At 73.3% G+C, this 22,570-nt stretch carries 18 protein-coding genes; 16 read left to right on the forward strand and 2 right to left on the reverse strand.

Going from position 1 to position 22,570, the window contains the following annotated elements; all coding sequences use genetic code 11:
* Nucleotides 1–77: 77 nt before the first annotated feature.
* From ACFYVJ_RS25360 to rodA, 8 genes are all read left to right on the forward strand, one after another.
* A complete protein-coding gene (locus ACFYVJ_RS25360; RefSeq protein WP_388895632.1) occupies nucleotides 78–1,661 on the forward strand; it encodes a bifunctional folylpolyglutamate synthase/dihydrofolate synthase in 1,584 nt (527 codons plus the stop codon).
* 95 nt (nucleotides 1,662–1,756) lie between these two features.
* Nucleotides 1,757–2,134, forward strand: coding sequence for a DUF4233 domain-containing protein (locus tag ACFYVJ_RS25365; RefSeq protein WP_388895635.1), 378 nt, complete (start codon nucleotides 1,757–1,759; stop codon nucleotides 2,132–2,134).
* Nucleotides 2,135–2,234: 100 nt separating this feature from the next.
* Nucleotides 2,235–2,648, forward strand: a complete 414-nt coding sequence (gene ndk / locus ACFYVJ_RS25370) for a nucleoside-diphosphate kinase (RefSeq protein WP_388895638.1) — start codon at nucleotides 2,235–2,237, stop codon at nucleotides 2,646–2,648.
* Between the two features lie 250 nt (nucleotides 2,649–2,898).
* Entirely contained in the window at nucleotides 2,899–3,918 is a 1,020-nt protein-coding gene (locus ACFYVJ_RS25375; protein WP_047019910.1) for a rod shape-determining protein, read from the forward strand.
* A 57-nt stretch (nucleotides 3,919–3,975) separates the two neighbouring features.
* Nucleotides 3,976–5,007: a rod shape-determining protein MreC gene (mreC, locus tag ACFYVJ_RS25380; protein WP_388895642.1), complete on the forward strand. Its 1,032-nt coding sequence runs from the start codon at nucleotides 3,976–3,978 to the stop codon at nucleotides 5,005–5,007.
* Between the two features lie 4 nt (nucleotides 5,008–5,011).
* Entirely contained in the window at nucleotides 5,012–5,731 is a 720-nt protein-coding gene (gene mreD / locus ACFYVJ_RS25385; protein WP_388895644.1) for a rod shape-determining protein MreD, read from the forward strand.
* Complete coding sequence (mrdA, locus tag ACFYVJ_RS25390; protein ID WP_388895647.1) at nucleotides 5,728–7,800, forward strand: penicillin-binding protein 2; 2,073 nt, start codon at nucleotides 5,728–5,730, stop codon at nucleotides 7,798–7,800. The genes mreD and mrdA overlap by 4 nt, the downstream gene beginning before the upstream one ends.
* On the forward strand, nucleotides 7,797–8,996 hold the full coding sequence (rodA, locus tag ACFYVJ_RS25395; protein WP_388895650.1) for a rod shape-determining protein RodA: 1,200 nt from the start codon (nucleotides 7,797–7,799) through the stop codon (nucleotides 8,994–8,996). The genes mrdA and rodA overlap by 4 nt, the downstream gene beginning before the upstream one ends.
* 58 nt (nucleotides 8,997–9,054) lie before the next feature.
* Here rodA and ACFYVJ_RS25400 read toward each other — a convergent pair whose 3' ends face one another.
* Complete coding sequence (locus ACFYVJ_RS25400; protein ID WP_388895654.1) at nucleotides 9,055–9,612, reverse strand: DoxX family protein; 558 nt, start codon at nucleotides 9,610–9,612, stop codon at nucleotides 9,055–9,057.
* Between the two features lie 127 nt (nucleotides 9,613–9,739).
* On the opposite strand from ACFYVJ_RS25400, the gene ACFYVJ_RS25405 reads away from it, so the two are divergent.
* The 4 genes from ACFYVJ_RS25405 to ACFYVJ_RS25420 all read left to right on the forward strand — a co-directional run bounded on the left by ACFYVJ_RS25405 (nucleotide 9,740) and on the right by ACFYVJ_RS25420 (nucleotide 14,637).
* A complete protein-coding gene (locus ACFYVJ_RS25405) occupies nucleotides 9,740–11,398 on the forward strand; it encodes a CHAD domain-containing protein (RefSeq protein WP_388895658.1) in 1,659 nt (552 codons plus the stop codon).
* 90 nt (nucleotides 11,399–11,488) lie between these two features.
* Complete coding sequence (locus ACFYVJ_RS25410) at nucleotides 11,489–13,456, forward strand: TIGR03960 family B12-binding radical SAM protein (protein ID WP_388895661.1); 1,968 nt, start codon at nucleotides 11,489–11,491, stop codon at nucleotides 13,454–13,456.
* A gap of 321 nt (nucleotides 13,457–13,777) precedes the next feature.
* Nucleotides 13,778–14,089 (forward strand): hypothetical protein, encoded by a 312-nt coding sequence (locus ACFYVJ_RS25415; protein WP_388895664.1) that lies wholly within the window; start codon nucleotides 13,778–13,780, stop codon nucleotides 14,087–14,089.
* A 128-nt stretch (nucleotides 14,090–14,217) separates the two neighbouring features.
* Nucleotides 14,218–14,637 carry a rodlin gene (locus ACFYVJ_RS25420; protein WP_388895666.1) on the forward strand — a complete coding sequence of 140 codons (420 nt, stop codon included), beginning with the start codon at nucleotides 14,218–14,220 and terminating at the stop codon, nucleotides 14,635–14,637.
* Between the two features lie 180 nt (nucleotides 14,638–14,817).
* On the opposite strand, the gene ACFYVJ_RS25425 is transcribed toward ACFYVJ_RS25420, so the two are convergent.
* Nucleotides 14,818–15,288 (reverse strand): hypothetical protein, encoded by a 471-nt coding sequence (locus ACFYVJ_RS25425; RefSeq protein ID WP_388895669.1) that lies wholly within the window; start codon nucleotides 15,286–15,288, stop codon nucleotides 14,818–14,820.
* 176 nt (nucleotides 15,289–15,464) lie between these two features.
* On the opposite strand from ACFYVJ_RS25425, the gene ACFYVJ_RS25430 reads away from it, so the two are divergent.
* The 4 genes from ACFYVJ_RS25430 (at nucleotide 15,465) to ACFYVJ_RS25445 (ending at nucleotide 22,508) form a co-directional block, all read left to right on the forward strand.
* Complete coding sequence (locus tag ACFYVJ_RS25430; protein ID WP_388895672.1) at nucleotides 15,465–16,019, forward strand: GNAT family N-acetyltransferase; 555 nt, start codon at nucleotides 15,465–15,467, stop codon at nucleotides 16,017–16,019.
* Nucleotides 16,020–16,057: 38 nt separating this feature from the next.
* Nucleotides 16,058–16,999 carry a hypothetical protein gene (locus ACFYVJ_RS25435; protein WP_388895675.1) on the forward strand — a complete coding sequence of 314 codons (942 nt, stop codon included), beginning with the start codon at nucleotides 16,058–16,060 and terminating at the stop codon, nucleotides 16,997–16,999.
* Between the two features lie 181 nt (nucleotides 17,000–17,180).
* Nucleotides 17,181–17,963, forward strand: coding sequence for a TIGR03936 family radical SAM-associated protein (locus ACFYVJ_RS25440; protein ID WP_388895678.1), 783 nt, complete (start codon nucleotides 17,181–17,183; stop codon nucleotides 17,961–17,963).
* 222 nt (nucleotides 17,964–18,185) lie between these two features.
* The gene (locus tag ACFYVJ_RS25445) at nucleotides 18,186–22,508 is read left to right on the forward strand and encodes an Rne/Rng family ribonuclease (protein WP_388895681.1); all 4,323 of its coding nucleotides are present in this window, start codon (nucleotides 18,186–18,188) and stop codon (nucleotides 22,506–22,508) included.
* The last annotated feature ends 62 nt before the right edge of the window (nucleotides 22,509–22,570 follow it).

The raw sequence follows: 22,570 nt of genomic DNA on the forward strand, positions 1-22,570 counted from the left end.
GAACGTGCGATCCGGAGCTGCTGTCTCGTTCACCCGCCGGTCGGGGGACTGTCGTAGCCGGACCCTAGACTGGCACCGTGAGCGCCCGCGAAGAACCCGCTGGTCCCGACCCGGACGAGACCCCCCGCAGCCCGGACACCCCGGACACCCCGGAAGACGACGCCTTCGAGGAGATCGTCGGTACGGAGACCGACCGCGATCCCGACCTCGCCGTCATCGAGGCCGGCAGCCGTACGCTGCGCGCGCAGGGCGGCCCGCCCGGCGGCGACGGCGTGCCCGCGGTGCCCGCCGACCCCGAGGTGGCGCGCGCGCTGCGCGAGGCCGAGGCGGAGCTGCTGGCGCGCTGGCCGGAGACGCGCATCGACCCGTCGCTGGAGCGCATCAAGGCGCTGCTCGACATCCTCGGCGAGCCGCAGCGGGCCTACCCCTCGATCCATCTGACGGGCACGAACGGCAAGTCCTCCACGGCCCGCATGATCGAGGCCCTGCTGGTGGCGTGCGACCTGCGCACGGGCCGCTTCACCAGCCCGCACCTGCAGTCGATCACCGAGCGGATCGGCCTGGACGGGGCGCCGATCGACGCGGAGCGGTTCGTGGAGACGTACCGCGAGCTGAAGCCGTACGCGGAGCTGGTCGACGCCCGGCAGGAGCACCCGCTGTCGTTCTTCGAGATGCTCACCGCGATGGCCTTCGCCGCGTTCGCCGAGGCCCCGGTCGACGTGGCGGTCGTCGAGGTCGGCCTCGGCGGCACCTGGGACAGCACCAACGTCATCGACGCCTCCGTCGCCGTCATCACCCCCATCGCCGTCGACCACAGCCGGCTGCTGGGGGACACCCCGGGCGCCATCGCGGCGGACAAGGCGGGGATCGTCAAGAAGACCGCGACGTCCCCCGGCGGCGGCACGGGCACCGTCGTGATCATGGCCCAGCAGCCCGTCGACGCCGCGCAGGTCATCCTCAAGCGGGCCGTCGAGATGGACGCGACGGTGGCCCGCGAGGGCATGGAGTTCGGCGTGCTGAGCCGGGAGGTCGCGGTCGGCGGGCAGTTGCTGACGCTGCGCGGCCTCGGCGGCGAGTACCCGGAGGTGTTCCTGCCGCTGCACGGCGAGCACATGGCGCACAACGCCGCGGTCGCGCTCGCCGCCGTCGAGGCGTTCTTCGGCGTCGGCTCCGAGCACGCCCGCAGCCTCGACGCCGACAGCGTCAGGCGCGCGTTCGCCACCGTCACCTCGCCGGGCCGCCTGGAGGTCGTACGGACCTCGCCCACCGTCATCCTCGACGCCGCGCACAACCCGGCCGGCGCGCTGGCCACCGCCGCGGGCGTGCAGGAGGCGTTCAACTTCAGCCGGCTGGTCGGCGTCGTCGGCACCAGCAAGGAGAAGGACGTGCGCGGCGTCCTGGAGGCGTTCGAGCCGATCTTCTCCGAGGTCGTCGTCACCCGGAACTCGACCACCCGCGCCATGGACCCGGACGAGCTGGCGGCCATCGCCGTCGAGGTCTTCGGCAGCGAGCGGGTCCAGGTCGAGCCGCGCCTGGACGACGCCCTGGAGGCGGCCATCACGCTGGCGGAGGAGGAGGACGAGTACGCCGGCGCGGGCGTGCTGGTCACCGGCTCCGTCATCACCGCCGGAGAGGCCCGGCTGCTGCTGGGCGCGAAGTAGCGGGGCACTATTCTGGCCGTGGACGGATGCGCCGGTACCGGCGGGCCGGTCCACGGTTCGGTCACCACCGCTGGAACGAAGTAGAGGGGCGAGCGATGCGCACGCTCTGTGCGAGCACGCTGATCGGCGAGATCCTGGTCGTCGGCCTGACGGGTCTCGTCGCGATGCAGCAGTCCGACCTGTCGAACGGCACGATCTGGGGGGTCAGCGGCGCCGCCATGGTGCTGTGCGTGCTGCTCTGCGGCATGCTCGGGCGCCCCGGCGCCGTGCAGGTCGGCTGGGGGCTGCAGATCGCGCTGATCGCCTCCGGCTTCGTGGTGCCGTCGATGTTCTTCCTGGGCGCGGTCTTCGCCGCCCTGTGGTGGGCGTCGGTGCACTACGGCCGGATCGTCGACGAGGCCAAGGCGGCCCGCGCCGCCGCGGAGCAGACCGGCGGCGCCCCGGCCGAGCAGACCGGCGGCGCGCCCGCGTAGCCGCCCGGCCGCCGGAGGCCGGGACGCGTGCGGGCGCCCGCGGGGGGCCGGGTAAGGTCGGATTCCCCCGAATCCAGCAACGCACTGCCAGGAGCCGTACATGAGCCAGCGCACGCTCGTCCTCCTCAAGCCCGACGCGGTACGCCGCGGGCTGGTCGGCGAGATCATCGGCCGGATCGAGCGGAAGGCCGACTGGTCGATCGCCGCGCTCGAGCTGCGCACCCTCGACCGCTCGATCCTGGAGCAGCACTACGCGGAGCACGTGGGCCGCCCGTTCTACGAGCCCCTGGTGGAGTTCATGGCCTCGGGGCCCGTCGTCGCGCTCGTGGTCGAGGGCGACCGGGTCATCGAGGGAATCCGTACCCTGTCCGGGCCCACCGACCCGATCGCCGCCGCGCCCGGCAGCATCCGCGGCGACTTCGGCACTATCGTCCGTGAGAACCTCGTGCACGCCTCGGACTCCGAGGAATCCGCCGCGCGTGAGCTGAAGCTGTTCTTCCCCGACCTCGCCTGACGTCCCCGCAGGTCGGCCGCCGACACGCGCCCCGGAGAGGCGACCGGATCATTCGGTCGCCTCTTGGCATGTGCAAGCGAAAAGTGGGAAAGGGCAACCGACACGGTGCCGTATTGACTGCGACACCCTCGCTCCCTCCGCGACCTCGCGAGACTACGATGGCCCCCACGGGCCGTAGCGCGCGTCGCCCTGCTGCCGACCCCCGTCCGCCATCACCTTGGAAGGCCAGACGTATCCCATGGCGAATAGCATGTCTTTCATCGGCCGTGACATGGCCGTCGACCTTGGGACCGCCAACACGCTGGTGTACGTCAGAGGCCGGGGCATCGTCCTGAACGAGCCGTCGGTCGTGGCCATCAACACCAACACGGGCGGCATCCTCGCGGTCGGCGCCGAGGCGAAGAAGATGATCGGCCGCACCCCGGGCAACATCGTGGCGGTGCGCCCGCTGAAGGACGGCGTCATCGCCGACTTCGAGATCACCGAGCGGATGCTGCGCTACTTCATCCTGAAGATCCACAAGCGCCGCTACCTCGCCCGCCCGCGCGTCGTCGTCTGCGTCCCCTCCGGCATCACGGGAGTCGAGCGCCGCGCCGTCATCGAGGCTTCGACCCAGGCGGGCGCGCGCCAGGTGCACATCATCGAGGAGCCCATGGCGGCGGCCATCGGCTCCGGCCTCCCGGTCCACGAGGCGACGGGGAACATGGTCGTGGACATCGGCGGCGGCACCACCGAGGTCGCGGTGATCTCCCTCGGCGGCATCGTCACGGCGCAGTCCATCCGGGTCGCCGGGGACGAACTGGACAACGCGATCATCCAGCACATCAAGAAGGAGTACAGCCTCCTGCTCGGCGAGCGCACCGCCGAGAACATCAAGATCACCATCGGCTCCGCGTACGACACCGACCGCGACGAGCACACCGAGATCCGCGGCCGCGACCTGGTCAGCGGGCTGCCGAAGACGGTCGTGATCTCCTCCGCCGAGGTGCGCAAGGCCATGGAGGAGCCGCTCAACGCGATCGTCGACGCGGTCAAGACGACGCTCGACAAGTGCCCGCCGGAGCTGTCCGGCGACATCATGGACCGCGGCATCGTGCTCACCGGGGGCGGCGCGCTGCTGGCCGGCCTCGACGAGCGGCTGCGGCACGAGACGGGGATGCCGATCCACCTCGCCGAGGAGCCGCTCGACTCCGTCGCGCTCGGCTCCGGCAAGTGCGTCGAGGAGTTCGAGGCGCTGCAGCAGGTGCTGGACGCGCAGCCCCGTCGCTAGCCACCCCCAAGTCCGTACCCCACCGCCGGGACACCCAGGAAGGCGCTTCGGAAGCACGTGAGGGACACACGAGAGAGCCGGGTCCTGCTCCTGCTGCTCATCACCATCTCGTTCGCGCTGATCACGGTCGACATCCGGGGCGGGGACGACTCTCCCCTGGACGCCACGAAGCGGGGGGCCGCGGCCGCGTTGGGGCCCGTCGAGAACGGCGTCGCCACGGTGGTCGACCCGGTGGGCAACGCGATCGAGGCGGTCCGCGAGTCGGGGGACAGGCACGACAAGATCGCCGAGCTGCAGCGGCAGAACGCCGCACTGAAGCAGCAACTGGGCAGCGACGACCGCAACCGCGCCCGCGCCGCCGAGCTGGACAAGATCCTCAACACCGCGGGCGCCGGCCGCTACGGCATCAAGGGCGCCCAGGTCATCGCCATAGGAGCGGCCCAGGGCCTGTCCTGGACCGTGACCATCGACGCCGGCTCCCGCGACGGCCTGGAGCAGGACATGACCGTGCTCAACGGCGACGGCCTCGTCGGCCGCGTCACCACCGTCGGCCCGTCCACCGCCACCGTGCTGCTCGCCAACGACCCGGACTTCACCGTCGGCACCCGGCTGGAGAAGACCAGCGAGCTGGGCTTCGCCACCGGCCAGGGCGACCGGCCGATGAAGGTCGAACTGCTCAACGGCAAGCTGAAGGTGGAGAAGGGCGACCGGCTGGTGACCTTCGGCTCCAACGAGTCGCGGCCGTTCGTGCCCGGGGTGCCGATAGGAGTCGTCTCGTCGGTCGAGCCGGTCGGCGACGTCACCCGCACCGTGTACGTCGAGCCGTACGCCTCCTTCACCCGGCTCGACATCGTCGGCGTCGTGGTCCAGCCGCCCCGTGACGACCCGCGCGACACGGTCCTGCCGCCCGCGCCGAAGGCCACCCCGACGCCCACCGTCACCGTCACCGTCCCCCCGGGCGGGGAGGGCGAGGCGGACGGCGGCGCGGCCGAGGGCGAGGCGGACGCCGGGGCCGGTGCCGGACCCGGCGAGGACCCGGCGGCGGATCCCGCCGCCGGGGGCCCCGCAGCCGGAGAGGACGTGAACTGACCGCATGAGGCACGTGAACCGCGTCCTGCTCTGCGCCTCGCTGCTGGTGACCGCCCTCGTCTTCCAGGTCACCGTGCTCGCCAGGCTCCATCTGCCGGGCGCCGTACCCGATCTGACGCTCCTCGTCGTCCTCGCCCTCGCGATGGTCTACGGGCACGTCGGCGGCGCCCTCGTCGGCTTCACCGCGGGACTGCTCGCCGACATCGCACCGCCCGCCGACCACGCCGTGGGCCGCTACGCCCTCGTGCTCGCCGTCATCGGCTACCTCGCCGGGCTCGTCAAGCCCGAGTCCGGCCAGGTGCGCACCGCCGCGGGCCCGATGATGGTCGTCGGCTGCGCCGCCGTCGGCTCCACGCTGCTCTACGCGGGCGTCGGCGCCCTCGTCGGCGAGGGCTCGGTGCGCGGCGTCGGCCTGGGCAGCCTGGTCTTCACCGCCGCGATCTACGACCTGCTGCTCGCCCCGTTCACCGTGCCGCTGGTGATGGCGCTGGCCCGCAAGGCCGACCGGGACACGACCGCGGAGGCCGCGGAGACCGCCGCCGGCGGCTCGGCCGCCGGCGACTCCTCGTACCGCTGGCTGGCCGGCGGCACGGCCAGCCGCACCGCCGTCAAGCGCGCCCGCTCCTACGGCCGCGGCGGCATCGGCCGGCAGCGGGGCAACCTGTTCGGCCCCAAGTCCAAGTCCGCCAAGGCCACCCGCATCAAAGGGGTGAAGCGGCTGTGACCAACATCCCGGAGACCGGCAAGTCCACCCGGGTCACCGTCCGGCTCGTCGGCATCCAGGTCCTCGTCCTCTCGCTGCTGCTCACGCTCGGCGGCCGGCTGTGGTACCTGCAGATCCGCAACGGCGACGAGTACGAGGCGGAGGCCGCGGGCAACCACGTGCAGCAGGTCATCGAGCCCGCCGTACGCGGCTCCATCCTCGACTCCCGCGGCGAACCCCTCGCCGACAACGAGACCCGCCTCGTGGTCTCCGCCAGCCGCACCGACCTGATGAAGATGGACGACGACGGCGAGGCGATACTGACCAAGCTCGCCGGCGTGCTCGGCATGGACCCCAAGACCGTCATGGAGCGGGTCAGGCTCTGCGACGCCAAGACCCCCAAGCCCTGCTGGAACGGCTCCCCGTACCAGCCCATCCCCATCACCGACGAGGCCACGGCCCGCCAGGCGCTGCAGATCCGCGAGCGCGCCGAGGAGTTCCCCGGCATCACCGCGGAGCCCAGCGCCGTCCGCCGCTACGGCTCGCCGAACGACGCGAACACCGCCCAGGTGCTCGGCTACCTCTCCCCGGTCACCGACGAGGAGATCGCCGACGCCGAGGACAGCGACAACCCGCTGCTGCGCACCGACCAGATCGGCCGCTCGGGCCTGGAGCGCTCCTACGACTCCGAACTGCGCGGCCAGGCCGGGGTGACGAGCTACCGCGTCGACAAGCTCGGCCGGGTGATAGGAGAGGCCGACAAGCAGCCGGGCGTGCCCGGCTCCAACCTGGTCACCAGCATCGACTCACGGGTGCAGGCGCTGGCCGAGGTGGAGCTGGAGAAGGCGATGGAGAAGGCCCGCACCGAGTTCGACGACAACACCGGCACGAACTACAAGGCGGACTCCGGCGCGATGGTGGTGATGGAGGCCGACACCGGCCGCATCGTCGCCATGGCGTCCAACCCGTCGTACGACCCGAACGACTGGGTCGGCGGCATCGACTCCGGCACGTACAAGAGGCTCACCGGCAAGAAGGCCAACTACCCGCTGCTCAACCGGGCGATCCAGGGCCAGTCCGCCCCCGGCTCGATCTTCAAGCCGATCCCGACGGCGGCCGCGGTCAACGCCGGGTACGACTTCGACGGCAGCTACGAGTGCAGCAGCGACTACAGCATCGGTGGCCAGGTCTTCAAGAACTTCGAGTCGCAGAGCTACGGCGCCATCGGCCTCGGCCGCGCACTGGAGGTCTCCTGCGACACGGTCTACTACCGGCTGGCGCACCAGGAGTGGCAGAACGACGGTGGGATCAGGCCGAAGAAGAAGCCGGAAGACTGGTTCTACAAGACCGCCCACCAGTTCGGCCTCGGCGCGGAGACCGGCGTCGACCTCCCCAACGAGGTCACCGGCCGGGTGCCCGACCGGCAGTGGAAGAAGGACTACTGGCGGGCCAACAAGGACGCCTGGTGCAAGCAGGGCAAGAAGGACGGCGACTACGCCGAGCGCATCGCGTACGAGAACTGCCGGGAGGGCATGCAGATGCGTGCCGGTGACTCCGTCAACTACTCCATCGGCCAGGGCGACACGCTCGTCACCCCGATACAGATGGCGACGATGTACGCGGCCCTTGCCAACGGCGGCACGCTCTACACGCCGAGCGTCGGCAAGGCCGTCGTGAGCGCCGACGGCAAGAAGGTCGACGTGATCGAGCCGGAGTCGCACGGCAAGCTGCCGATGGACAAGGAGACGCGCGCGGCCATGGACGACGCCCTCGCGGGCGTCGCCACCCGCGGCACCGCCGCCTGGCGCTTCGGCGGCTGGCCGCAGAACGAGATCCCGATGCACGCCAAGACCGGCACCGCCGAGGTCTACGGCAAGCAGACGACGTCGTGGTTCGCGACGTACACCGAGGACTACGCGATCGTCATGACCATGTCCCAGGGCGGCACCGGCTCCGGCGCCTCGGCGCCCGCGGTCCGCGCCGTCTACGACGCGCTCTACGGCGTCGGCGACAAGAAGAAGGCGCTGCTGCCCGAGCCGGAGAAGAAGCTGCCGAAGATCTCGCCGGACGGCAGGATCGAGGCGCGATGACGGCCGCAGAGGGGTACTCGGTCCGGCGCTTCACCCCCGAACTGGGCACGTGGGGCAGGCTGACCGCGCGCGACTCGCTGGTGCGCCGGGTCGACTGGATGCTGATGTTCTCCGGGCTGGCGCTGTCCGTCGTGGGCACGGCGCTGGTCTGGTCGGCGACCCGCAACCGCGACGACCTCACCGGCGGCGATCCGTACTTCTTCGTGATAAGGCACGCGATCTTCACCACCGTCGGCATCGCGCTGATGGCCGCCACCGTCTGGTTGGGCCACCGCACGCTGCGCGGGGTGGTGCCGGTGCTGTACGGGCTGTCGCTGGTGCTCGTCGCGATGGTGCTCAGCCCACTGGGCAGCACCATCAACGGCTCCCGCGCCTGGCTCGACCTCGGCGGCGGGTTCACGGTCCAGCCGGCCGAGTTCACCAAGATCACGATCATCCTGGGGATGGCGATGATCCTCGCCGCCCGGGTCGACGCGGGCGACCGCGAGCACCCCGACCACCGCACCGTCGTCCAGGCCCTCGGCCTGGCCGCGGTGCCCATCGGGATCGTCGTGCTGATGCCGGACCTCGGCTCGGCGATGGTGCTGACGTCGATCGTGCTGGGCGTGCTGCTGGCCTCGGGCGCGTCGAACCGCTGGGTGCTGGGGCTGGTGCTGGCGGGCGTCGGCGGCGCGGCGCTGATCGTCTCGCTGGGGATGCTCGACGAGTACCAGGTCGCCCGCTTCGCCGCCTTCGCCAACCCGGCGCTCGACCCGGCGGGCGTCGGCTACAACACCAACCAGGCCCGTATCGCCATCGGCTCGGGCGGCGCGACCGGCAAGGGCCTGGGCGAAGGCAGCCAGACGACCGGCCAGTTCGTGCCCGAGCAGCAGACCGACTTCATCTTCACGGTCGCGGGCGAGGAGCTGGGCTTCGTGGGCGCGGGACTCATCCTGGTGCTGCTCGGCGTGATGCTGTGGCGCGCGTGCCGGATCGCGCGGGACGCCAGCGACCTGTACGGCACGATCGTGGCGGCCGGCGTGGTGGCATGGTTCGCGTTCCAGGCGTTCGAGAACATCGGGATGACGCTCGGCATCATGCCGGTGGCGGGTCTGCCGCTGCCGTTCGTCAGCTACGGCGGCTCGTCCATGTTCGCGGTGTGGATCGCCGTGGGACTGCTGCAGTCCATCAAGGCGCAGCGGCCCCTGTCCGCCTGAGAGCGTTTCATCCGAGGTGAGGCCCCCGGCGGCGGGGCGCGGCCGGGGCCCGCCCGCGCTACAGCCGCCGCAGGAACAGCACGCCCACCCCGGCCGCCGCCCCCAGCAGCACCGCGGCCAACCCCGGGGCGAGCCGCCCGCCGCGCCCCAGCGCACCGTCCACGGAGACCAGCCCCGCCCCGGTCAGCGCCAGCGCCACGCCCGCGGCGCCGAGCAGGAACTCGTACTCGATGCCCCGCGGATCCGTCGCCGCGATCGGGCCGCTCCAGTCGTAGCCCCACTTGAGGGCGATGGCGTTGATCATCACGCCGATCACCGCGGCGGCCGCCAACGGGGTGAGGAAGCCGACCACCAGCGCGAACCCGCCGACGATCTCGCTCAGCCCCAGCACCCACGTCATCGTCCGCCCGGAGGGGTAGCCGGCCCCGGCCAGCGTCGCCGCCGTGGCGTCGAACCCCGGCCCGTCGAACCAGCCGAGGAGCTTCTGCGCCCCGTGCCCCGCCAGGATCACGCCGACCACCGCCCGCAGCACCAGCAGCCCGGCGTCCACGCCGGTCACGCCCTCGTCGATGTCCTCGGCGTAGCTGATGGCGGGGATGGTGCGCGTCTGGGCCATGGGCGAGCTCCTTGTCGTTCCAGGCGCGACGCTAGGACACCCCCGGGACCCCCGCCACCCGGCACATTCCGCGATCCGGCGCCGCGCACCTCATGACCAATCGCCCATCCGCGGCTAAATTCGATTCATGGTGGAGACGGTGCGCGAGATCGAGCGGAAGTACGAGGCCACGGCGGGCACCCGCGAACTGCCCCCGCTGCCGGACCTGACGGGCGTCGACGGCGTGGCGTCGGTGATCGACCAGGGCACCGCCCTGCTCGACGCCGTCTACTACGACACCGCCGCCCGCCGGCTGGCGGCCGACGGCATCACCCTGCGCCGCCGCACGGGCGGCGACGACGCGGGCTGGCATCTGAAGCTGCCGGTGGCGGCGGGCGTACGGGACGAGATCCGCGCCCCGCTCGGCGAGGGCGTCCCGCGCCGCCTCGCGGCCCTCGTCCGCTCCCGTACGCGCGACGCCGAGCTGACGCCCGTCGTCCGCATCCGCTCGGAGCGGGAAGTCCGCCAACTGCTGGACGCGGACGGCGAACCGGTGGTGGAGGTCTCCGTCGACCGGGTGACCGCGGAGCGCCCGGAGACGGGGGCGACGGCGCAGTGGGCCGAGGTGGAGGCCGAGCTGAGCGCCGGGGGAGACCCGGAGGTGCTGGACGCGGTGGACGCGGCGCTGACCGCCGCGGGGCTGCGGCGCTCCGCGGCGGCGTCGAAGCTGGCGCGGGCGCTGGCGGAGACGGACGGGAAGAAGCCGAAGGACGGCAAGAAGAGCGGCAAGAAGCCGAAGGGCGGAGAAGACGGCAAGCGGGGCAAGGACGGCAAGGGCGGCAAGGGCGGCAGGAAGAAGACCGCGGACGGGAAGAAGGCAGGCAAGAAGGGCGCGGGCAAGAAGGCGGACAGGAAGAAGGCGGCCGGCAAGAAGCACCCCGAGCCCGCCGCCCGCCCCGCGGGCGACCTGGTCCTCGACTACGTACGCACCCAGATCACCGCCGTCGTCGAGCTCGACCCCGCCGTCCGCCGCGACCAGCCCGACGCCGTCCACCAGATGCGCGTCGCCAGCCGCCGGCTGCGCAGCACCTTCCGCAGCTACCGTGCCGTGCTCGACCGCACCGTCACCGACCCGGTCTCCGCGGAACTGCGCTGGCTGGCGGGCGAACTCGGCGTCGACCGCGACCGCGAGGTGCTCACCGAGCGCATCCACGCCGGCCTCGCGGAACTGGAACGCCCGCTGGTCCTCGGCCCCGTCCGCGGCCGGCTGCGCACCTGGTCCGCCGCCCGCCGCACCGGCTCCCGGCGCCGTATCGTCGCCGTGCTCGACGGCCGCCGCTACCTCGCCCTGCTGGACGCCCTCGACGGCATCCTCACCGACCCGCCGCTGCGCACCGCCGCCGGCCGCCCCGCGGAGCCCGTGCTGCGCAAGGCCGTCGACCGCCAGTACCGGCGCTTCGCCGGCTCCCTCCAGGAGACCTTCGACCTCGCGCCCGGCCCCGACCGCGACACCGCCATCCACGAGACCCGCAAGGCCGCCAAGCGCACCCGCTACGCCGCCGAGGTCGCCCGCCCCGCCCTGGGCCGGGAGGCCAAGACCGTCACGTCGCTGATGCGGGAGGTCCAGGAGCTGCTGGGCGACTACCAGGACGGGGTGCTGGCGCGGTCCGCGCTGCGCGAGATCGCGGTGCAGGCGCAGGCCGCGGGGGAGCCCTCGTTCACGTACGGCGTCCTCTACGCGCGCGAGGAGGCGCGCGCGGCGGAGCTGCGCGACCGGCTGCCGCGGCTGTCGCGGAAACATCTCTGAGCAGCGCGAAGAGGGGCACGCGCGGGGCGCGCGCTACGCTGAATGGCCACCCGCGTACGTACCACAGGACCGCCGAGGACAGCTTTCCCGATGACTGCCGTGCCCGCACCCACCGTCGAGTCGGTCTTCCCCCGCCTGGAAGCCCTCCTCCCGCATGTCCAGAAGCCGATCCAGTACGTCGGCGGTGAGCTCAACTCCACCGTCAAGGACTGGGAGGCGGTCGACGTCCACTGGGCGCTGATGTACCCGGACGCGTACGAGGTCGGCCTGCCCAACCAGGGCGTCATGATCCTGTACGAGGTGCTGAACGAGCGCGCGGACACGCTCGCGGAGCGCACGTACAGCGTGTGGCCGGACCTGGAGGAGCTGATGCGCACGCACGACGTGCCGCAGTTCACCGTGGACAGCCACCGCCCCGTGCGCGCCTTCGACCTGCTCGGCGTCTCCTTCTCCACCGAGCTGGGCTACACCAACCTGCTGACCGCCCTCGACCTCGCCGGCATCCCGCTGGCCGCCGCCGACCGCGGCGACGACGACCCGATCGTCGTCGCCGGCGGGCACGCCGCGTTCAACCCGGAGCCGGTCGCCGCCTTCGTGGACTGCGCGGTGATCGGCGACGGCGAGCAGGCCGTGCTGACGATGACCGACATCGTCAAGGCGTGGAAGGCCGAGGGCCGCCCGGGCGGGCGCGAGGAGCTGCTGCTGCGGCTGGCGAAGACGGGCGGGGTGTACGTCCCGTCCTTCTACGACGTGGAGTACCTGCCCGACGGGCGCATCGCCCGGGTCGTACCGAACCGCTCCGGCGTGCCCTGGCGGGTCTCCAAGCACACCGTCATGGACCTCGACGAGTGGCCGTACCCGAAGCAGCCGCTGGTGCCGATGGCCGAGACCGTGCACGAGCGGATGAGCGTGGAGATCTTCCGCGGCTGCACCCGCGGCTGCCGCTTCTGCCAGGCCGGCATGATCACCCGGCCGGTGCGGGAGCGCAGCATCACCGGCATCGGCGAGATGGTCGACAGGGGCCTGAAGGCCACCGGCTTCGAGGAGGTCGGCCTGCTGTCGCTGTCGTCGGCCGACCACAGCGAGATCGGCGACGTCGCCAAGGGCCTCGCCGACCGCTACGAGGAGGACAAGGTCGGCCTGTCGCTGCCCTCCACCCGGGTCGACGCCTTCAACATCGACCTGGCCAACGAGCTGACGCGCAACGGCCGCCGCTCCGGCCTGACCTTCGCCCCCGAGGGCGCCACGGAGCGCATCCGCAAGGTCATCAACAAGATGGTCTCGGAGGAGGACCTGATCCGCACCGTCGCCACCGCGTACGGCAACGGCTGGCGGCAGGTCAAGCTCTACTTCATGTGCGGGCTGCCGACCGAGACCGACGAGGACGTCGTGCAGATCGCGGACATGGCGGCCAAGGTCATCGCCAAGGGCCGCGAGGTCGCGCGGTCCAACGACATCCGCTGCACCGTCTCCATCGGCGGCTTCGTGCCCAAGCCGCACACGCCCTTCCAGTGGGCCCCGCAGCTCTCCGCCGAGGACACCGACGCCCGGCTGGAGCAGTTGCGCGACCGTATCCGCGCCGACAAGCGGCACGGCCGCGCCATCGGCTTCCGCTACCACGACGGCAAGCCCGGCATCGTCGAGGGCCTGCTCTCCCGCGGCGACCGCCGCGTCGGCGACGTCATCCGCGCGGTCTACGAGGACGGCGGCCGCTTCGACGGCTGGCGGGAGCACTTCTCGTACGAGCGCTGGATGCGCTGCGCGGAGAAGGCCCTCCCGGCGCACGGCGTGGACCTCGACTGGTACACGACCCGCGAGCGCTCCTACGAGGAGGTCCTGCCCTGGGACCACCTGGACTCCGGCCTGGACAAGGACTGGCTCTGGGAGGACTGGCAGGACGCGCTCGACGAGACCGAGGTCGAGGACTGCCGCTGGACGCCCTGCTTCGACTGCGGCGTGTGCCCGCAGCTCGACACGGAGATCCAGATCGGCCCGACGGGCAAGAAGCTGCTGCCGCTGAGCGTGGTCAACGCCCGGACGGGCGGCGACGCGGGTTGACGCGGGCCGGCCTTCGGGCCGGCTGACGAGACCCGCACGCGCGGGCGATAAAAACGGGTGAGCCCCGGGCCTGAACGCCGGTCCGGGGCTTTTCCCTGCCTGCCCACACCGGCATTTCGTGCATTTCGCCGCCGCAATTCCAGGCTACGCCGACAATCGCATCATTGCTCCGCACGGGGGACTTGTACGCGATTATTCCGCGTGCCGTGTCGTCGGCGCGCCGCCCTCGTTTCGAATAACGAAGGTGGGGTTTCGGGAGAACGACCGTCGCTCCGACGGTAGGGAATTCGCCCGAAGACTCCGTGGCGGAAAGGATGCCAAGTGAAGTACGTCAAGTCTGCCGTGGTCCTGTGCGGTGCCGCCCTGGCACTCGGCACTGCCGGCCCGGCGGGCGCAATCGACCCCGGGCACGGCAGCCCGGACCTGAGTCTGGACGCCGCGGCCCAGCAGGCCGTGGAGGGTCTGGTCAACCAGCCCGCGACCGAACTGGCGCAGCACAGCCTGCCGGTCGACGGACCGGCGGTCCGGGAGCTCACCCGGCCGGTCGACGTGGCGGCGCACGACGTCATCCAGGGCGCCCTGCCACAGAACGCCCTGGCGCCCGCCGGCGCGGAGTCGCGAGGCGGCTCCTGAGCGGTCGGTTTCGCTCCGGACAAAATCCGATCGTCCGAACGGGCGATTCTGGATAACTCACTCAAGGGTGCGGAGTTGTACAGCGTGCCCGGATCGTTGTTCCCTCAGGTGGAAAAGGAAAGAAAATCATGAAGAAGTACCTGAAGACCGCGGCGGTTGCCGTCACCATTCTCGGCGCCTCGGCGCTGGCCGCCCCGCAGGCGCTGGCCGTCGACGACAGCGGCGACGGCCCGTACGCCAACGGCAACGGCTCGACGCAGGCCTACGGCAACACCGAGACCGGCGGCTACATGAGCCCGAACATGAGCCTGGTGAACGGCTCGCTCAACAAGCCCTGCATCGCGCTGCCGCAGACCGCGAAGAACGCGAAGCAGCTCGTCAACGTCATCAACCTCGCCAACGTCGGCGTGGACGAGGTCCTGAGCCAGGAGCAGAACCAGACCTGCGCCGAGAACTCCAGCGCGGACCAGGGCGACGCTCCGCTGTCCCACCTGCTGGACGACTTCCCGATCCTCTCGGGCAACGGCGCGGGCAACGACGCCGGCTGAGTCCCGCACCACACGGGGAATCCCGGTACCCGGCCCGGGGCGAGTCGCACTCGCCCCGGGCCGGGGCCTTGTGCGGTGCGGGTGCGGCGCGCGTACGCCGGGCGCCGTCCACGGCGCACGCAGACGGCCCGCGGAGCGATCTCCGCGGGCCGTCTGCGCCGGGCTTCCGGGCGGCCGTGCTCAGCCGGCGAGGCCCGAGACCACCGGGCCGGCCGTGGGCAGTTCGCCCAGCGACGCGCCCTCGGCCAGCGGCCCGGTGACCGCCGCCGTGCTCAGCGGCGGACCGTCCTCGCCGACGGCGGTGCCCACCGAGTTGTCCAGCGGGTCGGAGCCGGTCTTGGCCAGCGGGTCGAGCTGGATGGCCGTCAGCGGGCCGAGCGCCGTCTGCCTGCTCGTGTCCAGGCCCTGGGTGACGCCGGCCAGCGCCGCGGGCACCTGGTCGGTCTCGATCTTGTTGTCCTCGCCGACCTTCAGTTTGCCGAGGGTGTCCAGCGCCGTGCCCGTCGGGGCGTCTGCGGGCGCTGCGGGTGCCGCGGCCGCGCCTGCGGCTCCGGCCGCCGCGAGGGCGGAGCCGGCCGCCGCCGCGATCAGGCCGGCGCGCAGCAGGGCGCGATGCGTACGGGAGGGGAATCGGGAGGCGTGCTGGCCCATGGTCACCACCAGTGAGGAAACGACACTTTCAGTGTCATGCTTCCACAAACCCCTTGATGACCGGAAATTCTCCCTTGCGCCTCACCGTGCGCATCCGCCTCAACTGATTTGTGAATACGCTGTGACCTCCGGTTATCCGGTTGCCGCGGCCCTCCGAACCCCGTAAGCATGGGCCGATGCCGCAACTGACCACCCCCCACATTCGATTCCGGGCCTCCTTCGCCGGGGCGATGAAGGAGTTCGAGGCCGAGGGCAGGGGCGCGGTCGGCGACGACACGTCCATCGGCCAGGACCTGCGCCGCTGGCGCCGGCGCTGGCACGACCCCGCGGTCTTCGCCTCGTACGTCGCGGGGCTGCGCGCCGAGGCCGACGAGACGATCCCGATGATCCGCCCCGGCTGGGTGCACTGCACCACGCTCTGGTACGTGGACGGGGACGCCTACCTCGGCCGGATCGCCATCCGGCACTCGCTCACCGGCTGGCTGCGGGAGCAGGGCGGGCACATCGGCTACGACGTCCGCCCCACCGCCCGCCGCCGCGGCCACGCCACCGCTATGCTGCGCGACGCGCTGCCCGTGGCCCGCGGCCTGGGGCTCGCGGAGGTGCTGGTGACCTGCGACCACGACAACGTCGCGTCGCGGAAGGTCATCGAGGCCAACGGGGGCGTGTTCGAGGACCGGCGGGGACTCAAGCTGCGGTACTGGGTCGCCACGGGAGAGGCGAAGGAGTAGCGGCGCGCGGGGGCGCGACCGCGCGGGGGACGAGGGGGATGAGGGCTGTGGCCCAGGAGCGGGAACGGTACGCGCCGAAGGCGCCGGGCGGTGACGCGGCCGGCGGGGGCTGTCTCGCCGCACCGGTCCGCTGGGTGGTGCTGATCCTCGTGGTGCCGGTCCGGGCGGTGTGGGACGTGCTCGTGGCCGCCCTGAAGGGGCTCGGCACGGCGCTGGGGTGGTTGGCGGAGCGCCTGGTGGCCCGGCCCGCGGTCTGGCTGTACCGCAGGGTGCTGACGCCGCTGGGCCGCGGCGTCGCGTGGGTCTGGCGGTGGGTGGTCGTCGCACCCGTGGCGTGGGTGTGGCGGTGGCTGGTCGTGGCGCCGGCCGCCTGGCTGTACGCGAACCTCATGACCCCCGCGGGACACGGCCTGCGGTGGCTGCTGCACCACCTCGTCGTCGTCCCCGCGATCGCACTCCACCGCTACGTCCTGCGCCCCGCCGGCCGCTGGATCGCCGCTGCGGCCGACGCCACGGCGGCGGGGCTGGTCTGGGCGTGGAACCGGCTGGTGGTGGCGCCGCTGTCGCTGCTCTGGTCGTACGTCCTGAAGCCCCTCGGCGGGGGCCTCCTCTGGGTGCTCCGCATGCTCCTCACCGCCGTCGGCTGGGTGCTGCGCATGCTCCTTGCCCCCTTCCTCCTCCTCTGGCGCTACGTGATCGCCCCCGTCTGGCCGGTCGCCGGGCGCATCACCCGCTGGTTCTGGAACGCCACCGCCCGCCCCGTGGGCCGGGCCGTCCGCAGCGCCTGGCGCACCGTCCGGGACGCCTTCGCGGCGGCGCGTGCCACGGCCCGCCGCACCCGCGCGGAACTGCGCGCCACGCTCTTCGGCGGCCCGCGGAATCCCGCCCCTGAGGCGGCGCGGCGCCCGCCGGGACCGGCGCCGGCGAACGCCGCCGCGCCCACTGTGGACCTGGTCAAGCACGGGCCCGGGCACCGCTGACCGCCCGTTCCGCGGCGGCGCCGGCGGCCAACGCGGCGTCCGTACGACGGAGATGAAAGGGCGCCTGAGCGGAGCCGCCGGAAAAGCGGGCACGTACCCTGGGGGCAGGACAAGCTCACGGACGAAGGACTGAACGACTCTGGGCAAGCGACAGCCCGAAGGCCCGCCGCCCGCACCCGCGGTGCAGCGCATCCGACTCCGCTACACCAAGCGCGGCCGCCTCCGGTTCAACAGCCACCGCGACTTCCAGCGCGCCTTCGAGCGGGCGCTGCGCCGGGCCGAGGTGCCCATGGCGTACTCCGCGGGATTCACCCCCCACCCCAAGGTCTCGTACGCGAACGCGGCCCCCACGGGGACGGCGAGCGAGGCCGAGTACCTGGAGATCGCGCTCACCGAGGCCCGGGACCCGGAGCTGCTGCGCGCGCTGCTCGACGAGTCCCTGCCCGCCGGGCTCGACGTCGTCGACGCCGTCGAGGCCCGCGCTCCGGGACTCGCCGACCGGCTGGGGGCTTCGGTGTGGGAGCTGCGGCTCGACGGCGTGCCGCCCGCCACGGCGCAGGAGGCGGTCCGCGCCTTCCTCGCCGCGGAGACGGTCGAGGTGGAACGGCAGACGAAGAAGGGGATGAGGACCTTCGACACGCGCGGCGCGGTGGCCGCGCTCGACGTGCTCCCGGCCGGGGGCGATAGGCCGCAGGCGGGTCCTTGTGCGATACTGCGGCTGGTAGTGCGGCACCTGACACCTGCCGTACGACCCGACGACGTCCTGTCCGGCCTGCGAGTCGCGGCTGACCTGGCGCCGCCGGTCCCGGCAGCGGTGACCAGGCTGGCGCAGGGGCCGCTCGACGCGGAGACCGGCACGGTGACCGATCCGCTCGCACCGGACCGCGACGATGCCACAACCCTCGCCGCCACACCGCAGGTCGCGAGCGGAACCCAGCTCACGGCAGGGGACGGCACCGGGTAGGACGGTGTCGAAGCGCCGCCGGTGGACGAGGGAGCCACCCCGGGCCCGGCAGGCGCATGGACCAGCAGACTTTCGCCGGTCCGCCCGAGGAGGGCGGGTCCGGCGAGCGAGACAAGAGCCCTCGCGCGGCGCATACGTCCCGGGCGGTGGCCCTGTGCACGGCACGGGCGCCGCCGCCGTACGGGGAGTGGCGCCCGGGGGCGTGACGGGAGAACCGCCCGCATGCTCGAACCGATTGAGCCTTCGGAAGCGCAGTCGCCTTCCGCGGGCATCACCGGCGATGCAGGAGCCGCCGTCGGCGGCCCGCTCGACACCCCCAGCGACCGCCTGCCCTTCCGCCGCCGGCGTGCGGCGGCGCCGGCGGGGGAGGTGCCGCAGAGAGCGACGGAGCCGACCACCGGGGAGCCGGGGCCGGCGCTGACGTACGAGACCGCCGGAGAGCCGGGGGGCGCATCCGCGCCCGCGTCCGCGCTCGCCGGGCCGGTACTGGACGCAGGACAGGCCGCCGGGTCGCCCGCGGCCGTGGACAGCGAGATCACCGCCGGGACGGTGGCGGCGGGGCCGGGTTCCGGTGCCGTGGCCGCCCCGCCGGCGAGGCGTTCTCGACGCAGGGTCGTACGCGACGCCGGCACGCCGGAGGCTGCCGCACCGGACACCGTCGCGGTGCCGGTGGGCGAGCAGCCCGGACCCGCGGCGACCGGGCACACCGTGCCCGCGTCCGGCCGGGAGCCGGCCGCCGAGGCCGCGCCGCCGCGCAGGCGGCGGGTCGTACGGGACGCGGCAACGCCGCAGGCGGCGACCGCCGCCGAGTCCGTACCGCAGCCCGCCGCGGCCGGTGACGCCGCCACCACAGACCACCATGACAGCACCAACGAGGGAGCCCACACCGTGGCCGACAACGAAACAGAGGCCGACGGCGCCGATTCTTCCGCCGATTCGGGCCCGCGCCGCCAGCGCCGCCGGGTGACCCGCACGGCGGGCACCCCGGCAGCCGGTACGGAGGCCGCGGCGCAGCCGGCGGCACCGGAGCCGGCCGGCGGGGCCGCGCCGCAGCAGACGACGGAGGAGGCGGCGGCCGGGACCGGCCCCGCCGCCGCGGAGGCCCGGCCGGAGCCGGACGCCGACGCCGCCCCGAAGGGCCGCAAGCGCCGCCGGGTCGTACGCAGCGCCGGCACCCCGGAGGCCGCGGAGCCTGCCGCCGACGCCGCCCAGTCCGCGCCCGCCGGGACCCCGGTGGCCGACGAGGAGCCGGCGCCGCGCACCCGTCGCGTACGCCGCCGCAAGACCGATGCCGAGGCCGCCGACGCCGCGGAGACCGCGGCCGACGCCGCGCCCGGCGACCAGACCACCGCCGCACCCGCCGCCGAGGACGCCGCCGAGCCCGCCGCGGGCACCAGGCGCCGCAGGTCCCGCCGGGTCACGGCGCCCGCGGGCGAGCCGACCCACGTCGAGCCCGCCGCGGAGGCCCCCGCGCCCGCCGCCGACTCCGCTCCGGCCGCCGCCGAGGCCGAGCCGGCTGCCGAGGCCGAGCCCGCCGCCCCCCGCCGCCGCAGCCGCCGCGTCACCGCCCCGGCGGGCGAGCCGGCCGCCGACGCCGCGAGCACCGCCGCCGAGCCGGCCGCCGAGGAGACCCCCGCCGGCTCCGGCACCTCCCGTCGCCGTACCCGCCGCGCGACCGCCCCGGCGGGCGAGCCCGCCGCCGAGGCCGGTGCCGCCGCCGAGCCGGCCGCCGACGAGACGCCCGCCGACTCCGGTACCACCCGCCGCCGTACCCGCCGGGCCGCCGAGGAGGCCGCCGACGCCGAGTCCGCCGCCCCCCGCCGCCGTACCCGCAAGGCTGCCGCCGCGGGCGAGCCCGCGGCGGGCGACCAGCCCGCGCCCGCCGAGGCCGACTCCGCGCCCCGCCGGCGCACCCGCCGCGCTGCTGCCGCCGCCGAGCCGGCCGCGGACGACACCGCCGGGCAGTTCTCCGACGGCGGCGAGCAGGCGCCCGGCTTCGGGGCCGCGCCGCTCGCGCTCTTCCAGGCGCCCGTCTTCACCGAGCCCGCCTTCCAGACCCCGCAGCGCGCCGCCGCCGAGGCGGCGGTGGGGCCCGAGGAGCCCGAGGACGTCGAGGAGCCCGAGGACATCGAGGAGACCGGGCCCGCGGCGGAAGCCGGGACCGAGGCGCACGGCGAGACCGAGGACGGCGCCGCCGAGGACGGTGACGAGCAGGAGGAGGACGGCGAGGACCGCGGCCGCCGCCGGCGCCGCCGCGGCGGGCGGCGCAGGCGCCGCGGCGAGGGCGCCGAGGACGGCGACCGCGGCGACGAGGCCGCGGAGGACGGCGAGGACGGCCGTGAGGCCGACGCCGAAGCCGCGGAGGGCGAGGGCGAGGACGGCGAGCGCGCCAGGGGCGGCTCGTCCAGCACCAGCAGCCGCAGGCGCCGCCGCCGGCGGCGCCGTACCGAGGGCGCGGACGGCCCCGAGGGGGCGCCCGACGACCCGGAGCGCACCGTCGTCAAGGTCCGCGAGCCCCGCGCCAAGTCCGAGCCCAGCGACGAGGTGCAGTCCATCAAGGGCTCCACCCGGCTGGAGGCCAAGAAGCAGCGCCGCCGCGAGGGCCGCGAGCAGGGCCGGCGGCGGGTGCCGATCATCACCGAGGCCGAGTTCCTGGCCCGCCGCGAGGCGGTGGAGCGCGTGATGGTGGTGCGCCAGCAGGGCGACCGCACGCAGATCGGCGTGCTGGAGGACAACGTCCTCGTCGAGCACTACGTCAACAAGGAGCAGTCGGCGTCGTACGTCGGCAACGTCTACCTCGGCAAGGTGCAGAACGTCCTGCCCTCCATGGAGGCCGCGTTCGTCGACATCGGCAAGGGCCGCAACGCCGTCCTCTACGCCGGTGAGGTCAACTTCGAGGCCCTCGGCCTCGCCCACAGCCCCCGCCGCATCGAGCACGCGCTGAAGTCCGGCCAGTCGGTCCTCGTCCAGGTCACCAAGGACCCGATCGGCCACAAGGGCGCCCGCCTGACCAGCCAGGTCTCGCTGCCGGGACGCTACCTCGTGTACGTGCCCGAGGGCTCGATGACCGGCATCAGCCGCAAGCTGCCCGACACCGAGCGGGCCCGGCTGAAGACCATCCTCAAGAAGATCGTCCCCGAGGACGCCGGCGTCATCGTCCGTACCGCCGCCGAGGGTGCCAGCGAGGACGAGCTGCGCCGGGACGTGGAGCGGCTGCAGAAGCAGTGGGAGGACATCCGCAAGAAGGCGAAGAGCGGGAACGCGCCCACGCTGCTCTACGGCGAGCCGGACATGACCGTCCGCGTCGTCCGCGACATCTTCAACGAGGACTTCTCGAAGGTCATCGTCAGCGGTGCGAAGGGATGGGACACCATCCACGGCTACGTCTCGCACGTGGCGCCCGACCTCGTGGAGCGGCTGTCGAAGTGGACGTCCGAGGTGGACGTCTTCGCCACGTACCGGATCGACGAGCAACTGATGAAGGCGCTGGACCGCAAGGTGTGGCTGCCGTCGGGCGGTTCGCTGGTGATCGACAGGACCGAGGCGATGGTCGTGGTCGACGTCAACACCGGCAAGTTCACCGGCCAGGGCGGGAACCTGGAGGAGACGGTCACCAGGAACAACCTGGAGGCGGCCGAGGAGATCGTGCGGCAGCTCCGGCTGCGGGACCTCGGCGGCATCATCGTGATCGACTTCATCGACATGGTGCTGGAGTCCAACCGGGACCTGGTGCTGCGCAGGCTGCTGGAGTGCCTGGGCCGCGACCGGACGAAGCACCAGGTCGCGGAGGTGACGTCGCTGGGCCTGGTGCAGATGACCCGCAAGCGGGTCGGGCAGGGCCTGCTGGAGTCGTTCTCCGAGCCGTGCGCGCACTGCAACGGGCGCGGCGTGATCGTGCACATGGACCAGGCCACGGCGGCAGGTGCCGGCGGCGGCAAGCGGAAGAAGAAGGGCAAGGAAGGCAAGGAAGGCAAGGAAGCCAAGGAAGCCAAGGAAGCCGCGAAGGACGTCCAGGACGTCCAGGGCGGCGAGGCGGCGGCCAAGGCCGCGCCCGCGGAGCCGGCGGCCGCCGAGCCCGTCGAGGCGGAGCGGGAGCGGCCGGAGGCCGGCGAGCCCGCGGAGGCGGTACGGCCGGCCCGTACGCGGCGGCGGGTGACCCGCAAGGCGATGTCGCCCGGCGGTACGCCGCAGGCGGCGGAGCCGGCGGGCGCGGAGCCCGCTGCCGAGCCCGAGGCGGCCCCCGTGGCGGCCGTGGAGCCCGCGGCGGCGCCGGAGACGGCCGCCGCGGAGGCGGAGGCCGCGGAGAAGCCCCGGACCCGTAAGAAGACCGCCGCCAAGCGCGCCTCCGCCAAGAAGGCCACGGCGAAGAAGGCCGCGGCCAAGAAGACGGCGAAGACCACCGCGAAGAAGGCCGCGACCAAGTCCGCCGCCACCAAGACGGCGACGAAGGCCACGGCCAAGAAGTCGGTCAAGAAGTCGGTCAAGAAGACCGCCGCGGCCGAGCAGGGCTCCCCGCCCTCGGTCTCCGTCACCACGGAGGACTGACGCCGCCCAGGCGCCTGTCGTACGCCCCTCGCCCCGCCGGTCCGCCGGCGGGACGAGGGGCT

Origin of the sequence: Streptomyces sp. NPDC004134, assembly GCF_042874195.1 — a bacterium.
Classification (GTDB): domain Bacteria; phylum Actinomycetota; class Actinomycetes; order Streptomycetales; family Streptomycetaceae; genus Streptomyces.

Excerpts from the sequence above, each read along its gene's own strand:
- ACFYVJ_RS25365 (WP_388895635.1), top strand. The coding sequence starts at position 1,757 with ATGCGCACGCTCTGTGCGAGCACGCTGATCGGCGAGATCCTGGTCGTC.
- ndk (WP_388895638.1), top strand. The coding sequence starts at position 2,235 with ATGAGCCAGCGCACGCTCGTCCTCCTCAAGCCCGACGCGGTACGCCGC.
- ACFYVJ_RS25375 (WP_047019910.1), top strand. The coding sequence starts at position 2,899 with ATGTCTTTCATCGGCCGTGACATGGCCGTCGACCTTGGGACCGCCAAC.
- mreD (WP_388895644.1), top strand. The coding sequence starts at position 5,012 with ATGAGGCACGTGAACCGCGTCCTGCTCTGCGCCTCGCTGCTGGTGACC.
- rodA (WP_388895650.1), top strand. The coding sequence starts at position 7,797 with ATGACGGCCGCAGAGGGGTACTCGGTCCGGCGCTTCACCCCCGAACTG.
- ACFYVJ_RS25400 (WP_388895654.1), bottom strand. The coding sequence starts at position 9,612 with ATGGCCCAGACGCGCACCATCCCCGCCATCAGCTACGCCGAGGACATC.
- ACFYVJ_RS25405 (WP_388895658.1), top strand. The coding sequence starts at position 9,740 with ATGGTGGAGACGGTGCGCGAGATCGAGCGGAAGTACGAGGCCACGGCG.
- ACFYVJ_RS25410 (WP_388895661.1), top strand. The coding sequence starts at position 11,489 with ATGACTGCCGTGCCCGCACCCACCGTCGAGTCGGTCTTCCCCCGCCTG.
- ACFYVJ_RS25420 (WP_388895666.1), top strand. The coding sequence starts at position 14,218 with ATGAAGAAGTACCTGAAGACCGCGGCGGTTGCCGTCACCATTCTCGGC.
- ACFYVJ_RS25425 (WP_388895669.1), bottom strand. The coding sequence starts at position 15,288 with ATGGGCCAGCACGCCTCCCGATTCCCCTCCCGTACGCATCGCGCCCTG.
- ACFYVJ_RS25430 (WP_388895672.1), top strand. The coding sequence starts at position 15,465 with ATGCCGCAACTGACCACCCCCCACATTCGATTCCGGGCCTCCTTCGCC.
- ACFYVJ_RS25435 (WP_388895675.1), top strand. The coding sequence starts at position 16,058 with ATGAGGGCTGTGGCCCAGGAGCGGGAACGGTACGCGCCGAAGGCGCCG.
- ACFYVJ_RS25445 (WP_388895681.1), top strand. The coding sequence starts at position 18,186 with ATGCTCGAACCGATTGAGCCTTCGGAAGCGCAGTCGCCTTCCGCGGGC.